Source organism: Kitasatospora sp. NPDC088160 (assembly GCF_044741445.1).
Taxonomy (GTDB): domain Bacteria; phylum Actinomycetota; class Actinomycetes; order Streptomycetales; family Streptomycetaceae; genus Kitasatospora.
In genome coordinates, this window is the sequence record NZ_JBIUSS010000002.1 from 402,687 (window position 1) to 422,043 (window position 19,357).

The 19,357-nt window shown below is 75.0% G+C and carries 4 protein-coding genes; all 4 read right to left on the reverse strand.

The genetic code is table 11. The annotated features are described in order from the left end of the window. Positions 1–104: 104 nt before the first annotated feature. Complete coding sequence (locus tag ACIOGZ_RS04405; protein WP_363586158.1) at positions 105–1,112, reverse strand: aminotransferase class I/II-fold pyridoxal phosphate-dependent enzyme; 1,008 nt, start codon at positions 1,110–1,112, stop codon at positions 105–107. Beyond that, positions 1,112–2,158 (reverse strand): class I SAM-dependent methyltransferase, encoded by a 1,047-nt coding sequence (locus ACIOGZ_RS04410; protein WP_363586159.1) that lies wholly within the window; start codon positions 2,156–2,158, stop codon positions 1,112–1,114. Before ACIOGZ_RS04410 ends, ACIOGZ_RS04405 begins: the two co-directional genes overlap by 1 nt. A 155-nt stretch (positions 2,159–2,313) precedes the next feature. Continuing rightward, on the reverse strand, positions 2,314–9,462 hold the full coding sequence (locus tag ACIOGZ_RS04415; RefSeq protein ID WP_400984781.1) for an amino acid adenylation domain-containing protein: 7,149 nt from the start codon (positions 9,460–9,462) through the stop codon (positions 2,314–2,316). 158 nt (positions 9,463–9,620) lie between these two features. Next, entirely contained in the window at positions 9,621–19,196 is a 9,576-nt protein-coding gene (locus ACIOGZ_RS04420; protein WP_400984784.1) for an amino acid adenylation domain-containing protein, read from the reverse strand. Between the last annotated feature and the right edge of the window lie 161 nt (positions 19,197–19,357).

Here is a 19,357-nt window from a genome sequence, read left to right on the forward strand (position 1 = left end):
GCGGACGGTGCGCCCTCACGCGCCGTGCGCGGGGACGTGCGGGGACGTGCGGGGACGTGCTGGGACGTGCGGAGACGGCCGGGATGCGCGGGCGCGGGGTGCGGTCAGGGAGCGGCGGGCGCGGTGGCGGTGAAGCCCTCGATCACCGCGTCGTTGGCGTCCTTCTCACCGACGGCGATCCGGATGCCCTGGCCGGGGTAGTAGCGGACGGCCACCCCTCGGCGCTCCAGCTCCGCCCGCAGGGGGAGCTGGTCGCCCGGCGCGACGACCCAGAGGAAGTTGGTCAGGCTGGGCGCCACCGTCCAGCCCAGCCGCAGCAGTTCGGCCCGCAGGCGCTCCCGCTCGGCGGCGATCTCGGCGATCCGCCGGTCCACCTCGTCCTGGGCCGAGACGGCGGCCAGCAGGCCCGCCTCCTGGAGCCGGTTCACCGCGTACGGGACCTGGTGGTCCCGCACCCGCTGGGCCACGGACTCCTCCGCGAGCGCGTAGCCGATCCGCAGGGCGGCGATGCCGTGCGACTTGGAGAGGGTGCGCAGCACCACCAGGTTCGGCCACTCGGCGATCCGGTCCGGCACCGCCGGGGCCGCCCAGTCCCGGGCGAAGTCGACGTACGCCTCGTCCAGCAGGATCAGCGCCGTGGCCGGGACCAGGCGGAAGAAGTCCGTCAGCTCCGCCCAGGAGTAGACCGTGCCGGTCGGGTTGTGCGGGTTGCACAGCACGACGATCCGGGTGCGCTCGTCCAGCCGATCGGCCATCGCGGCCAGGTCGTGCCGGGCGTCGGGGCCGAGCGGGACGGCCCGGGCCTCGGCCCGGGCGATCTCGCAGAACAGCGGGTACGCGTCGAAGCAGGGCGCCGAGTGCACCACGTTGTCGCCGGGCCCGACGACGGCGTGGAAGAGGTCCAGCGCCACGCCCGCCGAGCCGTGGCCGACCACGACCTGAGGGGCCGGGACGCGCTGCCAGTCGGCGATGATCCCCTCGATCCGCTGCGGGCGGAAGTCCGGGTACCGGTGCAGGTCGCCGGCGGCCGCGGCCAGGGCGGCCACGACGGACGGCAGCGGCGGGCCCGGGTGCTCGTTCTGCGCCAGCAGGTGTCTGGCGGCGGCGGCCATCAGTCGGCCTGGAGGACGTAGAGCCAGGAGTGCGGGGTGGCCAGCGCCTCGACGCGGTCGATCCGCAGTCCGGCGTCGGTGAACAGTTCCTCGTACGTCTCCTTGGTGTGCAGCGGCACGCCCATCATCGCGTGCGCCAGCTCGAAGCCGACCGAGAAGACCGGCAGGGCGCTCTGGGACTCGCCCGGGCCGCGCAGCATGGTGTCGCCGAGCACGAAGGTGCGGGCCTTCGGGAAGGCCTCCCGCATCCGGGTGAAGATCGAGGAGCGGGTGGCCGGGTCGGCCAGCAGGTCGTGCAGCAGGAAGAAGCTCATCACGGTGTCGACCTCGGCCACCTCGGCGGCCTCGGCGTCGTTGTCGATCTGGGTGCCGAGCAGGCCCAGGACGTCGGCCCGGACGGCGGTGACGCGGTCCTGCATCCCGGCCGTGACGATGTCGCGGCGGGCGATGTCGGTGGCCGGGCGGCTGATGTCGATGCCCAGGCCCCGGGTGCCCTCGCGCTGCCCGACCACCCGGCGCACCCGGGCGGAGGTGCCGCTGCCCAGGTCGGCGATGGTGCGGAAGTCGATGCCGGAGAGCACGTCGGTCAGCTGCGCGGCGAACAGCGACTGGTCGCACTGGGCGGAGCCGAGGGCGACCATCGCCTCGTCGCGCAGGACGTCCTCGCTGTAGCGGTGCGTCCCCGCGCTCAGGTGCCCGGCGCGGCCGAACACGTCGTGGTACCCGCCGACGGCCCAGGTGAAGTAGCCGCGCGCGGCGGCGACTTCGAGGCCCACCTCGGTGGGCACGTAGGTGCCGCCGTCGGCCTTGACGTAGCCGCAGTCGGCGGCGGCGCGCAGGACGGCCTCGGTCCGGGCGGTGTCACCGCCCTGGGCGGTGGCCTCGACGGCCGAGAGCGGCTCGCCGCGCCCGAGCTTCTCCAGCACGCCGATCCGGTCCAGCGCGAAGATCACGTTGGCGGCGATGAAGCCGTTGTAGGCGTCGGTCGACGTGATCGGCGACGGGGTGACGCCGCGCCAGGTGTCGGGGATGGCGGCAGTGGTCATGGTGGTGTCCGTTTCTCGGTGGGCGGGCCGGGTGCGGCCCGCGCGGTGGGTGCAGGTCGGTGGCCTGCGGTCGGAAGGGATGCGAAAGTCGGCGGGTCAGGAGGTCGGTCGGCGGCCGGTCGGTCAGGCGGGCGGTCGGCCGGTCGGTCAGGCGGTCAGGTGGCCGGTCGGCCGGTCAGGCGGGCGGCGAGCACCGGGCCGATGACGGCGAGCGCCTCGGGGCCCGTCATGGCGCCGTGGGTGCTCGGCACCTCGTGGACGTCGATCCGGCCGCCCACGTGGGGGCGCCAGCCGTCCGGGTCGGGGGCGTCGGCGGGGCGGTCCTTGGCGGCGGTGAAGACCACCGCGTCGCCGTCGTAGCCGGGCAGCGGGAGCGCGTGCGCCAGCTCGGCGTTGGCCTGGAAGACCGCGACCACCCGGGCCACCGCGGCGCCGCTGAGGCCCGCGAGCGGGCCCTCGCCGTGCCGGACCAGCTCGGCGTAGCCGTCCTCGTCCTCGGGCCAGGCGCCGATCTCCCCGGCCGGGTGGCCGAGCGAGTCGAGGATCACTGCCAGTTGCTCCGGGTCGTCCCGCCACTGCTCGGGCCCGGCCTCGCCGGCGCCCGGATAGGCGTCCAGCAGGGCCAGCAGCCGGACCTCCTCGCCCTGGTCGCGCAGCAGTGCGGCGATCGCGTGGGCGACGGCCCCGCCGAAGGACCAGCCGAGCAGGGCGTACGGGCCCTCGGGGCGGACGGCGCGGATCTGCGCGAGGTAGTCGCGCGCCAACTCCGCGACGGAGGAGGGGCGGTGGCCCGGATCGGCCAGGCCCGGGGCCTGGAGGCCGTAGATCGGCTGCTCGGCGTCGAGGTGGCGCAGCAGCCCCGTGTACACCCAGCTGATGCCCGCGGCCGGGTGGACGCAGAACAGCGGCGGGCGCGAGCCCCGGGTGCGGATCGGCAGCAGGACGGGGAAGCTCTCGGCGCCCGGCCCCCGGGCGAGCCGCTCGGCGAGCCCGGCGACGGTCGGCGCCTCGAACACGGTGCGGACCCCGATCCCCTCGCCCGCGCCGACCAGCTCCCGTAGCCCCGCGACCAGCCGGGCGGCCAGCAGCGAGTGCCCGCCCAGCTCGAAGAAGTTGTCGTCCACACCGACCCGTTCGAGCCCGAGCACGTCGGCGAACAGCCCGCAGAGCACCTCCTCCTGCGGCGTGCCGGGCGCCCGCCCGGCGCCGGGCCAGGCGGCGGTGTCGGGGGCGGGGAGGGCGCGGCGGTCGACCTTGCCGTTGGCGGTGAGGGGGAGGGCGTCCAGGGCCACGACGGCGGAGGGCACCATGTAGTCGGGCAGGGTCGCGCCGACGTGGGCCCGCAGGAGGGCCTGGTCGACCGTCTGCCCGGGCCGGGCCACGGCGTAGCCGACCAGGCGCCGGTCGCCGGGGCGGTCCTCGCGGACCAGGACGAAGGCCTGGGCGAGGGAGGGGTGGCGGACGAGGGCGGCCTCGATCTCGCCGGGTTCGATGCGGAACCCGCGGACCTTGACCTGGTGGTCGGTGCGGCCGAGGTACTCCAGGGAGCCGTCGGCCCGGCGGCGGGCGAGGTCACCGGTGCGGTACATCCGGCTGCCGGGGACGCCGTACGGGTTGGCGACGAAGCGCTCGGCGGTCAGGCCGGGCCGGTTGAGGTAGCCCCTGGCCAGGCCGGCGCCCGCGAGGTAGAGCTCGCCGACGACCCCGGCGGGGACGGGCTGCAGGGCGGCGTCCAGGACGTGCAGCCGGGTGTTCAGGATGGGCCGGCCCAGCGGCGGTGCGATCCGGCCGGACAGCGGGGTGGTCATGCTGGCGCAGACGGTGGACTCCGTCGGCCCGTAGGCGTTGACCATCCGCAGGCGGGCGGACCAGTGCTCGACGAGGTCGGGCGGGCAGGCCTCCCCGGCGACGGCCAGGGTCTCGACGTGCGCGAGCGCGTCGGGGGGCAGGACGGCCAGGGCGGTCGGCGGCAGGGTGACGTGGGTGACGCCCTGCTCGGCGATCAGTTCGACCAGGGCGGGGCCGGGCAGCAGCTGGTCGGCGTCGGCGAGGACGGCGCGGGCGCCGGTGAGCAGGGCCAGGCTGAGTTCGGCGACGGCGGAGTCGAAGGAGGGGGAGGCGAACAGCAGGTAGCGGCTGTCCGGGGTCACGGCCAGGCTCTGGCGCTGGCTCTCGACCAGGGCGGCGAGGCCGGTGTGGGGGACGACGACGCCCTTGGGGCGGCCGGTGGAGCCGGAGGTGTAGATGACGTACGCGGCGGCGTCGGGGGTGGTGGCGGTGCCGGGTTCGGTGCCGAGTTCGGTGCCGGTTTCGGCGTCGGCGAGGTCGTGCGCCGGGTGGCCGGAGGTGTCGAGCTCCTCGACCAGCAGACGCGGGACGGCGCTGTCGGCCGGCAGGCCGGCGGCCACCGTGCCGGTGGTGAGGACCAGGACGGGGGCGGCGTCGGCGAGCATGTAGGCGATGCGGTCGGCCGGGTAGCGCGGGTCGAGCGGGAGGAAGGCCGCGCCGGCCTTGAGGACGGCGAGCTGGGCGACGATGAGCTCGATCGAGCGCTCCAGGGCGATCGCGACGAACCGCTCGGGGCCCGCGCCGTGTGCGGTGAGCAGCCGGGCGAGGCGGTTGGCGCGTCCGTTCAGCTCGGCGTAGGTGAGCTGCTCGGCGCCGAAGGCGAGGGCGACGGCGTCGGGGCGGGCGGCGGCCTGGGCCTGGAAGAGCGCCGGGAAGGTGGCGGGGGCGACGGAGTGGTCGGTGTCGTTCCAGGCCGTGATCAGCTGTCGGCGCTCCTCCGGCGCCAGGATCTCCACCTGGCCCACCCGCTGGTCCGGGTCGGCCAGCACCGCGCGCAGGGCGCGCTCGAACCGTGCGGCCGTCGCCGCCGCCGTGGCCCGGTCGAACAGGTCGACGGCGTACTCGACCGTCAGCTCCAGGCCGGCGGGGGCGCCGTCGCGGTCGAAGGCCTCGCTGAAGGCGAAGGTCAGGTCGAACTTGGCGAGGTCCGAATCCAGCGCCTCGACCCGGCCCGGCAGGCCGCCGAGGCGGATCGTTCCGGCGTCGCCGCCGGAGGTCAGCATCACCTGGCAGAGCGGGTGCCGGGCCGTCGAGCGCGCCGGGTTGAGCAGCTCGACCAGGCGCTCGAAGGGCACGTCCTGGTGCCCGAAGGCGTCCAGGGTGCCGATCCGGACGCGCTCCAGCAGCTCCCGGAAGCTCGGGTCGCCGGACGTGTCGGTGCGCAGCACCAGGGTGTTGACGAAGAAGCCGACCAGGTCGTCGAGCGCTTCGTCGGTGCGCCCGGCGACGACGGTGCCGATCGGCAGGTCGGTGCCCGCGCCCAGGCGGCCCAGCGTGGTGGCGAGTGCCGCCTGCATCACCATGAACACGCTGGCTCGGCTCTGCTGCGCCAACTCGACCAGGGCGCCGTGGAGTTCGCCGTCCAGGTGCAGTTCCACCGCCGCACCCCGACGGGTCGGCGCGGTCGGGCGCGGCCGGTCGTAGGGGAGCGCCAGTTCCTCGGGGAGGCCGGACAGCACCTGCTGCCAGTGGGCGAGTTGTTCGGTGAGCAGGGTGGTGGGTTGTTGCGGGGTGCCGAGGAGTTCGTGCTGCCAGAGGGCGTAGTCGGCGTACTGCACCGGCAGCGGCTCCCACTGCGGTGCGGTGCCGGCGAGGCGGGCTTCGTAGGCGGTGGCGAGGTCGTGCAGGAGCGGGGCGACGGACCAGCCGTCGGTGGCGATGTGGTGCATCAGGACGAGCAGGACGTGTTCGTCCTGCGGGAGGGAGAACAGCGTGGCGCGGACGGGCAGGTCGTGGGCGAGGTCGAAGACCTCCCCGCCGGCCTCGGCCAGGGCGTCCTGGAGCGCTTCCTCGGTGGCCACCGACACGGTGTGCAGCGGGAGTTCGGGACGCTCGACGATCAGCTGGCGGGGCTGGCCGTCGGTGGTCGGGTAGACGGTGCGCAGCACCTCGTGGCGGTCGAGGACGTCCGTCAGCGCCGCCTGGAGGGCGGGGGCGTCGACCCGACCGGTCAGGCGCACCGCGCACGGGGTGTTGTAGAGCGCGTTGGGGCCCTCGAACTGGTCGATGAACCACAGGCGTTGCTGTGCCGGGGAGAGCGGGATGCGCTCGGGCCGGTCGATGGGCCGTAGGGCCGGACGGGCCGTGCCGGAGGCGGGTAGGACGGCGGCCAGGGCGGCGACGGTTGGGGCGTCGAACAGGGCCCGGATGGGAAGTTCGGTGCTGAGGGCGGTGCGGATGCGGCTGACCAGTTTGGTGGCGAGGAGGGAGTGGCCGCCGAGGTCGAAGAAGCGGTCGTCGATGGTGACGGTGGTGAGTCCGAGGACGTCGGCGAAGAGTGTGCAGAGGGTTTGTTCGGTGGTGTTGCGGGGGGCGCGGCCTTCGGTGGTGCTGGTGTAGTCGGGGGCGGGGAGGGCGCGGCGGTCGATTTTGCCGTTGGCGGTGACGGGGAGGGTGTGGAGGATGACGACGGCGGCGGGGAGCATGTAGCTGGGGAGGGTGTCGGTGACGGCGGCGCGCAGTTCGCCGGGGGTGACGTTGCCGGTGACGTTGCCGGTGGAGGTGGTGGTGAGGGTGGTGTAGACGACGAGGCGTTTGTCGCCGGGTTGGTCTTCGCGGACGTGGGCGAGGGCTTGGCCGACGGCGGGGTGGGCGGTGAACGCGGTTTCGACTTCGCCGAGTTCGATGCGGAAGCCGCGGATCTTGACCTGGTCGTCGGCGCGGCCGAGGAATTCCAGGACGCCGTCGGTGGTCCAGCGGGCGAGGTCGCCGGTGCGGTACATCCGTTCACCGGGCGGGCCGTAGGGGCAGGCGACGAAGCGTTCGGCGGTGAGGGAGGGGCGGCCGGTGTAGCCGCGGGCGAGTCCGGCGCCGGCGATGTAGAGCTCGCCTGCCACGCCGGCGGGTACGGGCTGCAAGGCGGTGTCGAGGACGTACGTCCGGGTGTTGGCCAGCGGGCGGCCGATCGGCACCACGTTCGGGACCGCCGAGGCGGGGGTCATGGTGAAGGTGGTCTTGATGGCCGTCGTCTCGGTGGGCGCGTAGACCGCGACGACGGAGGTGTCCGGGCACGCCTGGAAGAGCCGGCGGACGGCCTCGGGCGGGACGACGTCGCCGCCGGTCCACACCTGCCGGACGGCCCGGAAGGCCTCCGGCGTCTCCTCGGCCATCAGCCGCAGCAGGCCCGAGGGCGCCTGGACCAGGGTCACCCGGTGGGTGGTGATGGTCTCGGCGAGGCGCCGGATGTCCAGCTCGCCGGGCTCGGCCAGCACGATCGCCCCGCCGGTGACGAGCGGCGCCCAGATCTCGGTGGTGGAGGCGTCGAAGGCGGTGGGCGAGTGCAGCAGGACACGCTGGTGGTGGCCCGCGCGGAAGTGCTGGTTGCCCAGCAGGTCCACCACGTTGCGGTGGGTGACGGCGACGCCCTTGGGCAGGCCGGTCGAGCCCGAGGTGTACATCACGTAGACCAGCTGGCCGGGGTGCACGGGCACGGCCGGGTCGCCCGCCTCGGGGGCCGTGGCGAGCAGGGCGTCGGTGACCTCGACGGTGGCGAAGCCGCCGGTGGCGAGGACCGGATGCCCGTGGTGGGCCGGGTCGGTGAGCAGCAGGCCGGTGCGGGTGTCGGTGAGGATGTGCTGGAGCCGGTCCAGCGGGTAGCGGTCGTCCAGCGGGACGTACGTGCCGCCCGCCTTGGCGATCGCGAGGACGGCCGTGAGCAGCCCGGCGGAGCGCTCCATCAGCACCGCCACCGGCTGTTCGGCGGTCAGGCCGCGAGCCAGCAGCAGGGCGGCGAGGCGGTTGGCGCGGCCGTTCAGTTCGGCGTAGCTGAGCTGTTCGGCGTCGGTGATCAGGGCGGGGGCGTCGGGGGTGGCGGCGGCCTGGGCCTCGAACAGCCGGGGCAGGCTGGTGTCGGGCACCGGTGCGGTCGGTCCGTTCCAGCCGGTGAGCAGGTGCTCGCGTTCGGCGGGGTCGAGGATCTCGATGCTGCCGAGCGGGGTGTCCGGGTCGGCCGCGACGGCGCGCAGGACGCGCAGCAGCCGCTCGGCGAGGGCGGTGGCGGTGGCGTGGTCGAAGAGGTCGGCCGCGTAGTCGACGGCGCCGCGGACACCGAGGCAGTCGCCGTCCTCCGTGAGGTGCTCGACGAAGTTGAAGTTCAGGTCGAACTGGGCCTGGGCCTCGCCGGCCTCGACCGGCCGGGCCGACGCCGGGCCGAAGGCGAGGTCGCCGGCCCGCTCCGTGTTCAGGGTGACGAGCGACTGGAAGAGGGGGTGGCCGGCGGTGCGGGTGGGGTTGAGGTGTTCGACCAGGCGCTCGAAGGGGATGTCCTGGTGGTCGTAGGCGTCGAGGTCGGTGCGGCGGACGCGGTCCAGCAACTCGCGGAAGGTGGGGTCGCCGGTGGTGTCGGTGCGCAGCAGCAGGGTGTTGACGAAGAAGCCGACCAGGTCGTCGAGGGCTTCGTCGGTGCGTCCGGCGACGACGGTGCCGATCGGCAGGTCGGTGCCCGTACCGAGGCGGGTGTAGAGGGTGGCGACGGCGGCTTGCAGGGCCATGAAGAGGCTGGCGTTCTGCGTGCCGGCCAACTCGGCCAGTGCGGTGTGCAGTTCGACGTCGAGTTCCAACTCGGCGGCGCCGCCCCGGCGGGTGGGCGCGGCCGGGCGCGGCCGGTCGTAGGGGAGCGCCAGCTCCTCCGGGAGGCCGGACAACGCCTGCTGCCAGTAGGCGAGTTGAAGGGAGACGACGCTCTCGGGGTCGTCCTCCTCGCCGAGCAGCTCGCGCTGCCAGAGGGTGTAGTCGGCGTACTGCACCGGCAGCGGCTCCCACTGCGGCTCGGTGTCGGCGAGCCGGGCCTCGTACGCGGTGGCGAGGTCGCGGAAGAGCGGGGCGACGGACCAGCCGTCGCTGGCGATGTGGTGCGTCAGCAGCAGCAGGACGTGCTCGCCCGGCGAGGGGAGGGCGTACAGCCAGGCGCGGACGGGGAGGTCGGCGGCGAGGTCGAAGACCTGCCCGGCGTCCTCGCGCAGCCGCTCGGACAGTTCGGCTTCGTCGGCCACCGGCACCCGGTGCAGCGGTGGGCGCCCCTGGTCGAGGATGTGCTGGTGGGGCTGGCCGTCGGTGGTCGGGAAGACGGTGCGCAGCACCTCGTGCCGGGCCACCACGTCCCGCAGCGCGCCTTCCAGGGCGGCGGCGTCGAGCTCGCCGGTCAGCCGGAGGGCGAACGGCGTGTTGTAGAGGGCGCTCGGGCCCTCGAACTGCTCGATGAACCAGAGCCGCTGCTGGGCGAACGACAACGGGATCAAGGTCTGCCTCCGACTGGCGACTTACGGCTGCTGTGGCTGGTAGGGCTGGTAGGGCTGGTGGGGTTCGGCGGTCGCGGGACGCGGCGGGCCGCGCCGCCGGCCGGGCCGGCGGCGGGCGCGCATCCTGTGGTGGACGGGGCCGCGAGGTGGGCGGCAGGTCAGGCCGGGCCGCCCGGGCGGCGCATCGGCCGCAGGGCCGGGCGGGCCTTCTTCGGCGCGGCTGTCTGCTCGCGCCCGGGCAGGACGGCGGCCAGGGCGGCGACCGTGGGAGCGTCGAACAGGGTGCGGATCGGCAGCTCCGTCCCGAGGGCGGTGCGGATGCGGCTGACCAGTTTGGTGGCGAGGAGGGAGTGGCCGCCGAGGTCGAAGAAGCGGTCGTCGATGGTGACGGTGGTGAGTCCGAGGACGTCGGCGAAGAGTGTGCAGAGGGTTTGTTCGGTGGTGTTGCGGGGGGCGCGGCCTTCGGTGGTGCCGGTGTAGTCGGGGGCGGGGAGGGCGCGGCGGTCGACTTTGCCGTTGGCGGTGACGGGGAGGGTGTCGAGGATGACGACGGCGGCGGGGAGCATGTAGCTGGGGAGGGTGTCGGTGACGGCGGCGCGCAGTTCGCCGGGGGTGACGTTGCCGGTGACGTTGCCGGTGGAGGTGGTGGTGAGGGTGGTGTAGACGACGAGGCGTTTGTCGCCGGGTTGGTCTTCGCGGACGTGGGCGAGGGCTTGGCCGACGGCGGGGTGGGCGGTGAAGGCGGTTTCGACTTCGCCGAGTTCGATGCGGAAGCCGCGGATCTTGACCTGGTCGTCGGCGCGGCCGAGGAATTCCAGGACGCCGTCGGTGGTCCAGCGGGCGAGGTCGCCGGTGCGGTACATCCGTTCGCCGGCGAGGAACGGGCAGGCGACGAAGCGTTCGGCGGTGAGGGAGGGGCGGCCGGTGTAGCCGCGGGCGAGTCCGGCGCCGGCGATGTAGAGCTCGCCTGCCACGCCGGCGGGTACGGGCTGTAGCGCGGTGTCGAGGACGTACGTCCGGGTGTTGGCCAGCGGGCGGCCGATCGGCACGACGTTCGGGACCGCCGAGGCGGTCGGCATCGGGAACTGGGTCGCGCACAGTGTCGTCTCGGTCGGCCCGTACAGTGCCCGCACCGCGATGCCCGGGACGGCCTCCAGCACCCGGCGGACGGCCGGGGCGGAGACGACGTCCCCACCGGTCAGCACCTCGCGCACACCGGTGAAGATGCCCGGGTCCTCCTCCGCGATGACGCGGAACAGCCCGGCGGTGACGTGCACGTGGGTGAGCCCGTGCGCCCGGACCAGCTCGCGGATGGCGGAGGCGTCCAGGTCGCCCTGCGGCGCGACGACCACCTGGCCGCCGGAGAGCAGCGGCGCCCACAGTTCGTAGGTCGAGGCGTCGAAGGCGTGCGGGGCGTGGAAGAGCACCCGCAGCCCGTCGGGGTGGTGCCAGCACGGGTCCGTCGCGAGCTGCACCACGTCCCGGTGGGTGATGGCGATGCCCTTGGGCACCCCGGTGGATCCGGAGGTGAACATCACGTACGCGAGCTGCTCCGGGTGGAGCCCGGCGGGCTGGGCGCGCCGCCTGCGCGGGCCGTCGAACCAGCCCTCGGTGAGTGGCAGGACGGGGCAGGGGGCGTCGGCGGCCAGCGGGTCGCCCTGGTGGGCGGGATCGACCAGGACGAGCGCCGCCCGCGTCTCGGCGGTGATCTGCCGCAGCCGCTCGGCCGGGTGCCGGTCGTCCAGCGGGACGTAGGTGCCGCCGGCCTTGGCCACCGCCAGGATCGCCGTCACCAGGTCAGCGGAGCGGTCCATCAGGAGGACCACCGGGGTGTCGGCGCCGACGCCCGACTCGGCGAGGTGGGCGGCCAAGTGTTCTGCCCGGGAGTCGAGTTCGGCGTAGCTGAGCTGTTCGGTGCCGGTGATCAGGGCGGGGGCGTCGGGGGTGGCGGCGGCCTGGGCCTCGAACAGCTGCGGCAGGGTGGCCTCGGGCACCGGTGTCGTCGGTCCGTTCCAGCCGGTGAGCAGGTGCTCGCGTTCGGCGGGGTCGAGGATCTCGATGCTGCCGATCGGGGCGTCGGGGTCGGCGGCGACGGTGCGCAGGACGCGTAGCAGCCGTTCGGCGAGGGCGGTGGCGGTGGCGTGGTCGAAGAGGTCGGCCGCGTACTCGACCGCCACCGACAGGCCCGCCTGGGAGCCCTGTTCGGTGAAGCGGAAGGACAGGTCGAACTTGGCCACGTCCAGCTCGAAGGGGTGGTCCGCGCAGGCCAGGTCGCCGAAGGCGGCGGGCACCGCCGGGTCGCTCTCCAGGGCGACGAGCGACTGGAAGAGGGGATGGCGGGTGGTGCGCGGGGGGTTGAGGTATTCGACCAGGCGCTCGAAGGGGATGTCCTGGTGGTCGTAGGCGTCGAGGTCGGTGCGGCGGACGCGGTCCAGCAGTTCCCGGAAGGTGGGGTTGCCGGACGTGTCGGTGCGCAGCAGCAGGGTGTTGACGAAGAAGCCGACCAGGTCGTCGAGGGCTTCGTCGGTGCGGCCGGCGACGGGGGTGCCGAGCGGGAGGTCGGTGCCCGCGCCGAGGCGGGTGTAGAGGGTGGCGACGGCGGCTTGCAGGGCCATGAACAGGCTGGCGTTCTGCGTGCCGGCCAACTCGGCCAGGGCGGTGTGCAGTTCGGCGCCGACCTCGAACTCGGCGGAGCCGCCCCGGTGGCTGGGAGCGGTCGGGCGCGGCCGGTCGTAGGGGAGCGCCAGCTCCTCCGGGAGGCCGGACAACGCCTGCTGCCAGTGGGCGAGTTGTTCGGTGAGCAGGGTGGTGGGTTGTTGCGGGGTGCCGAGGAGTTCGTGCTGCCAGAGGGCGTAGTCGGCGTACTGCACCGGCAGGGGCTCCCACTGCGGCTCGGCGCCGGCCAGCCGGGCCTGGTACGCGGTGGCGAGGTCGTGCAGGAGCGGGGCGACGGACCAGCCGTCGGTGGCGATGTGGTGCATGAGGACGAGCAGGACGTGCTCGTCGTGCGGGAGGGAGAACAGCGTGGCGCGGACGGGCAGGTCGTGGGCGAGGTCGAAGACCTCCCCGCCGGCCTCGGCCAGGGCGGCCCGGAGCGCCTCCTCGGTGGCCACGGGTATGGTCCGAAGGATCGACTCGGGGGCCTCGGCGACCAGTTGGTGCGGTTGGCCGTCGGTGGTCGGGAAGACGGTGCGCAGCACCTCGTGCCGGGCCACCACGTCCCGCAGCGCGCCTTCCAGCGCGGGGCGGTCGAGGGTGCCGGTCAGCCGGAGGGCGACGGGGGTGTTGTAGAGCGCGCTCGGTCCCTCGAACTGCTCGATGAACCACAGGCGTTGCTGCGCGGAGGACAGCGGGACGCGCTCCGGTCGGGTGGCGGGCCGCAGGGACGGGCGGGCCGCGCCGGAGGCGGGCAGGGCGGCGGCCAGGGCGGCCACCGTCGGGTGGTCGAAGAGCGCGCGGATCGGCAGCTCCGTGCCGAGGGCGGTGCGGACGCGGCTGACCAGCTTGGTGGCGAGCAGCGAGTGGCCGCCCAGGTCGAAGAAGCTGTCGTCGATGCCGACCGAGGCCAATCCGAGGACCTCGGCGAAGAGCGCGCAGAGCGCCTGCTCGATGCCGGTGCGCGGGGCCCGGCCGGCGGCGGCGCCGCTGTAGTCGGGGGCGGGCAGGGCGCGGCGGTCGACCTTGCCGTTGGGGGTGACGGGCAGCGCGTCGAGGGCGACGATCGCGGCGGGCACCATGTAGCCGGGCAGGCGGTCGGTGGCGAAGGCGCGCAGTTCGTCGGGCCGGACGGGGCCCGTGACGTAGGCGACCAGGCGCTTGTCGCCCGGCTGGTCCTGGCGGACCATGGCGACGGCCTGGCCGACGGCCGGGTGGGCGGTGAACGCGGCCTCCACCTCGCCGAGTTCGATCCGGAAGCCGCGCAGCTTGACCTGGTCGTCGGCGCGGCCGACGAACTCCAGTTCGCCCGTGGTGGTCCAGCGCACCACGTCGCCGGTGCGGTACATCCGGCCGCCGGGCTCGCCGAAGGGGCAGGCCACGAAGCGCTCGGCGGTCAGGCCGGCGCGGCCGACGTAGCCCCGGGCCAGCCCGGCGCCCGCGACGTACAGCTCACCGGCGACGCCGACGGGGACCGGGCGCAGTCCGGCGTCCAGCGCGTACACCCGGGTGTTGGGCAGTGGCCGCCCGATCGGTACGGCGGCCGGCACCTCGGCGGCGGCGGCCATCGGGTGGCGGGTCGCGAAGGTGGTCGTCTCCGTCGGCCCGTAGCCGTTCACCACCCGCAGGCCGGGGCAGTGCTCCAGCACCCGCCGGATGGCGGCCGGCGAGACGATGTCCCCGCCCGTCCACACCTCGCGCAGCCCGGCGAAGGTCTCCGGGGCCTCGGCGGCCAGCACGTTGAAGAGCCCGACCGTCATCCAGGCGGCGCCGACCCGCCCCCGGCCGATCGCGGTCGCCAGCTCGGCGACGCCGAGCCGTCCGGCCGGGGCGACCACCACGCGGCCGCCCGAGAGCAGCGGCACCCAGAGCTCGTAGGTGGAGGCGTCGAAGGCGACGGGGGAGTGCAGCAGGACGCGCTCGTGGCCGCCGCCCGCGAACGCCCCGCCGAGCGCGAGGTCCACCACGGACCGGTGGGTGACGCCGATGCCCTTGGGCACGCCGGTCGAGCCGGAGGTGTGCATCACGTACGCCAACTGGTCGGCGCTCAAGGGGAGTCCGAGGTTCCCGGCGGTCTCGTAGCCCTCGGGGTCGAGTGCGTCCGAGGGGTCGAGCACGTCCAGCCCGGCCGTCGCGGGGTGCGCCCGGTGGGCGGTGTCGGCCAGCACCAGCCGGGCCCCGGAGTCCGCGAGGACGGCCCGCAGGCGCTCGGCCGGCTGCGCGCCGTCCAGCGGCACGAAGGCGCCGCCGGCCTTGAGCACGGCCAGGATCGCCACCACCAGGGCGGCCGAGCGCTCCATCAGCAGTGCGACGGGGGTCTCCGGGCGGACCCCGGCCTCGACCAGTCGCACCGCCAACCCGTTGGCCCGTGTGTTGAGTTCGGCGTAGGTCAGCTCGACGTCGCCGGCCGTGAGTGCGACCGCGTCGGGCGCCGCGGCGGCCCGCGCCTCGAACAGCTCGGGCAGCGCGGCGTCCGGCAGCGGCGCGGTGGCGCCGGTCCCGCCGGTCAGCAGCCGTTCGCGCTCCTCCTCGGTCAACACCTGGACGGTGCCGACGAGTTCGGCCGGGTCGGCGACGATCCGGTCGAGCAGGGCGAGGAAGCGGTCCAGCAGGGTGCGCGCCTCGGCGGGGGTGAAGGCGTCGGGCCGGTGGTCCAGGCGCAGTTGGAGGCCGTCGCCCGGGGTGAGGGCCAGCAGCAGCGGGTAGTGCGCGCTGTCGACGTCCTCGACCAGGGTGACGTGGGTGGCGCCGCTCGGGTCGGCCTCGTCCAGGGCGGACGGGTCCGGGTAGTTGCCGTACACCGTGACGGTGTCGAACAGGCTTCCCATTCCGGCGAGTTGCTGGATCTCGGTGAGGCTGAGGTGCTGGTGGTCCAGCAGCGCGGACTGCTCGTGCTGGAGGCGCAGCAGCAGCTGCCCCCAGGTCTCGGCCGGGTCGAGGGTGACGCGCACCGGCACGGTGTTGATGAGCAGGCCCACCATCCGCTCCACGCCCGGCAGGTCGTGCGGCCGGCCGGAGACGGTGGTGCCGAAGAGCACGTCCTCGCGCCCGGTGAGCCGGGCCAGCAGCACGCCCCAGGCGGCCTGGACGAGGGTGTTGAGGGTGACGCCGTAGCGGCGGGCGGTGCGGGCCAGCGCCTCGGTGGCCGCCGGGGTGAGGCCGGTGTGCAGGCGCAGCGGCAGCTGCGGGGCGGCGGCGGAGCGGCCGGGGGCCAGCAGGGTGGGCTCGTCGGCGCCCGCCAGGGCCTGGGCCCAGGCGGCGCGGGCGGCGGCGCCGTCGCGCCGGGTGAGCCAGCGCAGGTACTCGCGGTAGGGGGCGGCCGGGGGCATCGGCTGCTGGAAGTACAGGCCCCACAGCTCCTCGGCGAACAGCGGGGTGGACCAGCCGTCGAGCAGGATGTGGTGCGCGGCGGCGATCAGCTGGTGGCGCCCGGGGGCGAGGGTGAGCAGGGTGTAGCGCAGCAGCGGCGGCCGGGCGAGGTCGAAGCGGCGGCCGTACTCGGCGGCGGCGATCCGCGCGGCCTCGGCCCGCGGGTCGGCGTGCGCCGTCAGGTCGAGGACGGTGAAGGGCAGTTCGACGCCGTCCGGTACGGCCTGCACGGGCGGGCCGTCGGGGCGCTGGTGGAAGCCCGCCTTGAGGTTCGGGTGGCGCAGCAGCAGCGCCTCGGCGGCGGCGCGCAGCCGGTCGGCGTCCACCGGGCCGGTGAGGTCGAAGGTGCAGACGGAGGTGTAGACGTCGGCGCCGTCGGCGTCGTACGCCGCGTGGAAGGCCATGCCCTGCTGGAGCGGCGAGGTGGGCCAGACGTCCACCAGGCGGTCGGGGGCGTGGTGTTCGGCGAGCCGGTCCACGTCGGACTGGCCGAGCGTGACGAGCGGGAAATCGGAGGGGGTGTGTCCGCCCGCGTCCGGCCGGTCGGCGTGCTCGGCGAGCGCGCGCAGCGCGGTGAACCACGCCTCGGCGAGCGCGGCCACCCGCTCCTCGGCGAGCAGCCCGGTGGCGTAGGACCACTGGGCGACCAGCAGCGGGCCCTGCGGGGTGTCGACGGTGGTGGCGTCCAGGCCGAGCACCCGGCCGAGCGCGAGGCCGGTCGCGGCACCCTCGCTCATCGCCTCGGTGCCGGCGAGCACGTCCTCGGCGGTGACGCCCTCCGGCGCGAAGCGGCCCAGGTAGTTGAACTCGACCTGCGGATCGGCGTACCCCTCCAGCACGGCGGCGGTGGCCGGGTTGAGGTGGCGCAGCAGGCCGTAGCCGATGCCGTTGTCCGGGACGGCGCGCAGCTGCTCCTTGACCCGGCCGAGGGCCCGGCCGAGCCCGGGGCCGGCCGCGGTGACCTCGGACCAGGGCAGCGCCCCGGGGGCGAGCCGGACGGGGTAGAGGGAGGTGAACCAGCCGGCGGTGCGGTGCAGGTCGACACCGTCGACGATCTCCTCGCGGCCGTGGCCCTCCGCGGTCACCAGTACGGCGCCGTCCGGACCGGTGGTCGCCTCGCCGCGCCAGTGGCCGAGGGCGAGCGCCAGCGCGGTGAGCAGCACGTCGTTGACCTGCGCGTGGTAGGCGGCCGTGACCCGGGTCAGCAGCGCCTGGGTGGTCTCGGCGGGCAGCACGAGCCGCAGGACGCCCTCGGTGGCGTAGGTGTCCCGGGCCGGGTCGAGCGGGCGCGCGCCGAGCAGCGGGTCCGGGGTGGCCAGGGCGGCCTCCCAGAGCGGGAGTTCGGCGGCCCGGCGGTCGGTCCCGGCCTCGGCGGTGAGCCGCTGGGCCCAGCGGCGGAAGGAGGTGGGCACCGGCGCCAGCGCCACGGCCCGGCCCTCGCGGACGGCGGCGAGCGCGGCGAGCAGGTCCTCCTCGACGATGCGCCAGGTGACGCCGTCCACCGCCAGGTGGTGGATCACGAGCAGGAGCTGCGAGGGCAGGCCCGGCCCGGCCTCGAACCGGACGGCCTGGAGCATCCGGCCGTCCTCGGGCGAGAGGCGCTCGCGGGCGGCCTCGGTCTCGGCGCGCAGCGCCTCCTCGGTGGCCGGGCCCGCGACGTGCCGCAGCGCGGTCCCGGCGGGGACGGCGCCGGGGGCGGGGACGTGCAGCGTCCAGGGGCGCTCGGCGAGCGGGGAGGTGCGGGCGCGGAAGACGTCGTGGTGGTCGAGCAGCGCCTGGAGGGCCGTGGCCACGTGCTCGGGCCCGCTCCCGGCGGGGAGGGTGAGCAGGGTGGACTGGTAGAAGCTCTCGACGGCGCCGTGCTGCGCGGCCAGCCAGTGCACGATGGGCGTCGGCGGCACCTCGCCGAGGCCGGCTCCGGCGGGTTCGGCGACGACCGGTCCCTCCAGCGGCCGGGCGATCCGGGCCAGGGCCTCGACGGTCGGAGAGAGGAACACCTCGCGGGGGGTGAGCTGGAGCCCGGCGTTCCGGGCCCGGGAGACGAGCCGGATGGCCACGATGGAGTCGCCGCCGAGCTCGAAGAAGGAGTCCGTGACGCCCACCGCGGGCAGGCCCAGCACCTCGGCGAACAGGCGGGCGAGGGTGTGCTCCAGCTCCCCGGCGGGGGCCCGGACGCCCTCCTCGGCGGCGGCGAAGACCGGCGCGGGCAGGGCGCGCTTGTCCACCTTGCCGTTGGGCGTGAGCGGCAGCCGGTCGAGCACCACGACGGTGGGCACCATGTGGTCGGGCAGCCGCTCGGCGCAGTACGCGCGCAGCTCGGCCGGGTCGGCGGCGCCGACGGTGTAGCCGACCAGGCGGCGCTCGCCCGGGCGGTCCTCGCGGACCAGCACCACGGCCTGGCGCACCTCGGGGTGGGCGGAGAGGGTCTGCTCGACCTCGCCGAGCTCCACCCGGAAGCCGCGGATCTTCACCTGGTCGTCGGCCCGGCCGACGAAGTCCAGCTGCCCGTCCGGCCGGTGGCTGCCGAGGTCGCCGGTGCGGTACATCCGGTCGCCGGGCTCGCCGAAGGGGCAGGAGACGAAGCGCTCGGCGGTCAGGCCGGGGCGCCCGAGGTAGCCCCGGGCCAGGTGCGGGCCGGAGACGTACAGCTCGCCCACGGTGCCCGGCTCGACCGGGCGCAGCCGCTCGTCCAGTACGTGGATGCGCACGTCCTGGCAGGGGTGGCCGATCGGGGGCTGCTCCTCGCCGGTGAGCGGCTCGCTCATGGTGACGATGACGGTGGTCTCGGTCGGCCCGTAGCTGTTGAGCATCAGGCGGTCGCGGCCGCAGCGGGCGGCCAGTTCGCGCGGGATGGCCTCGCCGCCGCCGATCAGGGTGCGCAGGGAGGGCAGTGGCACGTCCGGCAGGGTGGCCGCCATCGCGGTGGCGATGTCGGCGTGGGTGACGCCGTACTGCTCGATCAGCGCGGCCAGCGGCTCGCCGACCAGCTGGCTCTGCTCGCGGGGGAGCACCAGGGCGGCGCCGGTGGAGAGCGCCACGGCCAGGTCGGAGACGGAGACGTCGAAGCTGAGCGAGGCGGCCTGGAGCACCCGGCTGCCGGGGCCGACCCCGGTGGCGGCGACCTGCGTGTCGATCATGCTGGGCAGCCCGGTGTGGGTGACGGCCACGCCCTTGGGCACTCCGGTGGAGCCGGAGGTGTAGATCACGTACGCGGTGTTCCCGGCGCTCAGCGGCCGTACCCGCTCGGCGGCGGTGAAGGGGGTGCCGGGCCGGGTGGCCAGCTCGGCGAGGTGCCCGGGGGAGTCGAGCAGCAGCCGGGGGGCGCCGGTCTCGGGCAGTTGGGCGGCGGCCTCGGCGGTGGTGAGCACCAGGGCGGCGCGGGAGTCGGCCAGCATGTGGCGCAGCCGCTCGGCGGGGTAGGCCGGGTCGGCGGGCAGCCAGGCGGCGCCGGTCTTGGCCACGGCGAGGATCGCGGCGACGGCCTCGGGGGACTTCGGCAGGGCGAGCGCGACGATGTCCTCGGTGCCCAGGCCGCGGGCCGCGAGCACCCGGGCCAGCCGGTTGGCGCGGGCGTCCAGCTCGGCGTACGTGAGGGTGGTGCCCTCGGCGTACAGGGCGGGGGCCTGCGGGGTGCGGGACGTCTGGGCGTCGACCAGCGCGGTCAGGGTCGGCCGCCGGTCGGCTCTGTGCGTCTGCTGGACCCCGGACATGTGACTCTCTCCCTCGTACGGCTGGCCCCCGCGGTGGCGGGAACGGCTTGCTCGGCGACCTTCGGGGCGGTCGGCCCGGGCGGTCGATGGAGCGGCGGTGCGGTGGCGTGGTGGCGCGGTTCTGGTGGTGGCGTGGTGGCGCGGTTCTGGCAGTTCCGGCT

Excerpts from the sequence above, each read along its gene's own strand:
- ACIOGZ_RS04420 (WP_400984784.1), bottom strand. The coding sequence starts at position 19,196 with ATGTCCGGGGTCCAGCAGACGCACAGAGCCGACCGGCGGCCGACCCTG.
- ACIOGZ_RS04410 (WP_363586159.1), bottom strand. The coding sequence starts at position 2,158 with ATGACCACTGCCGCCATCCCCGACACCTGGCGCGGCGTCACCCCGTCG.
- ACIOGZ_RS04405 (WP_363586158.1), bottom strand. The coding sequence starts at position 1,112 with ATGGCCGCCGCCGCCAGACACCTGCTGGCGCAGAACGAGCACCCGGGC.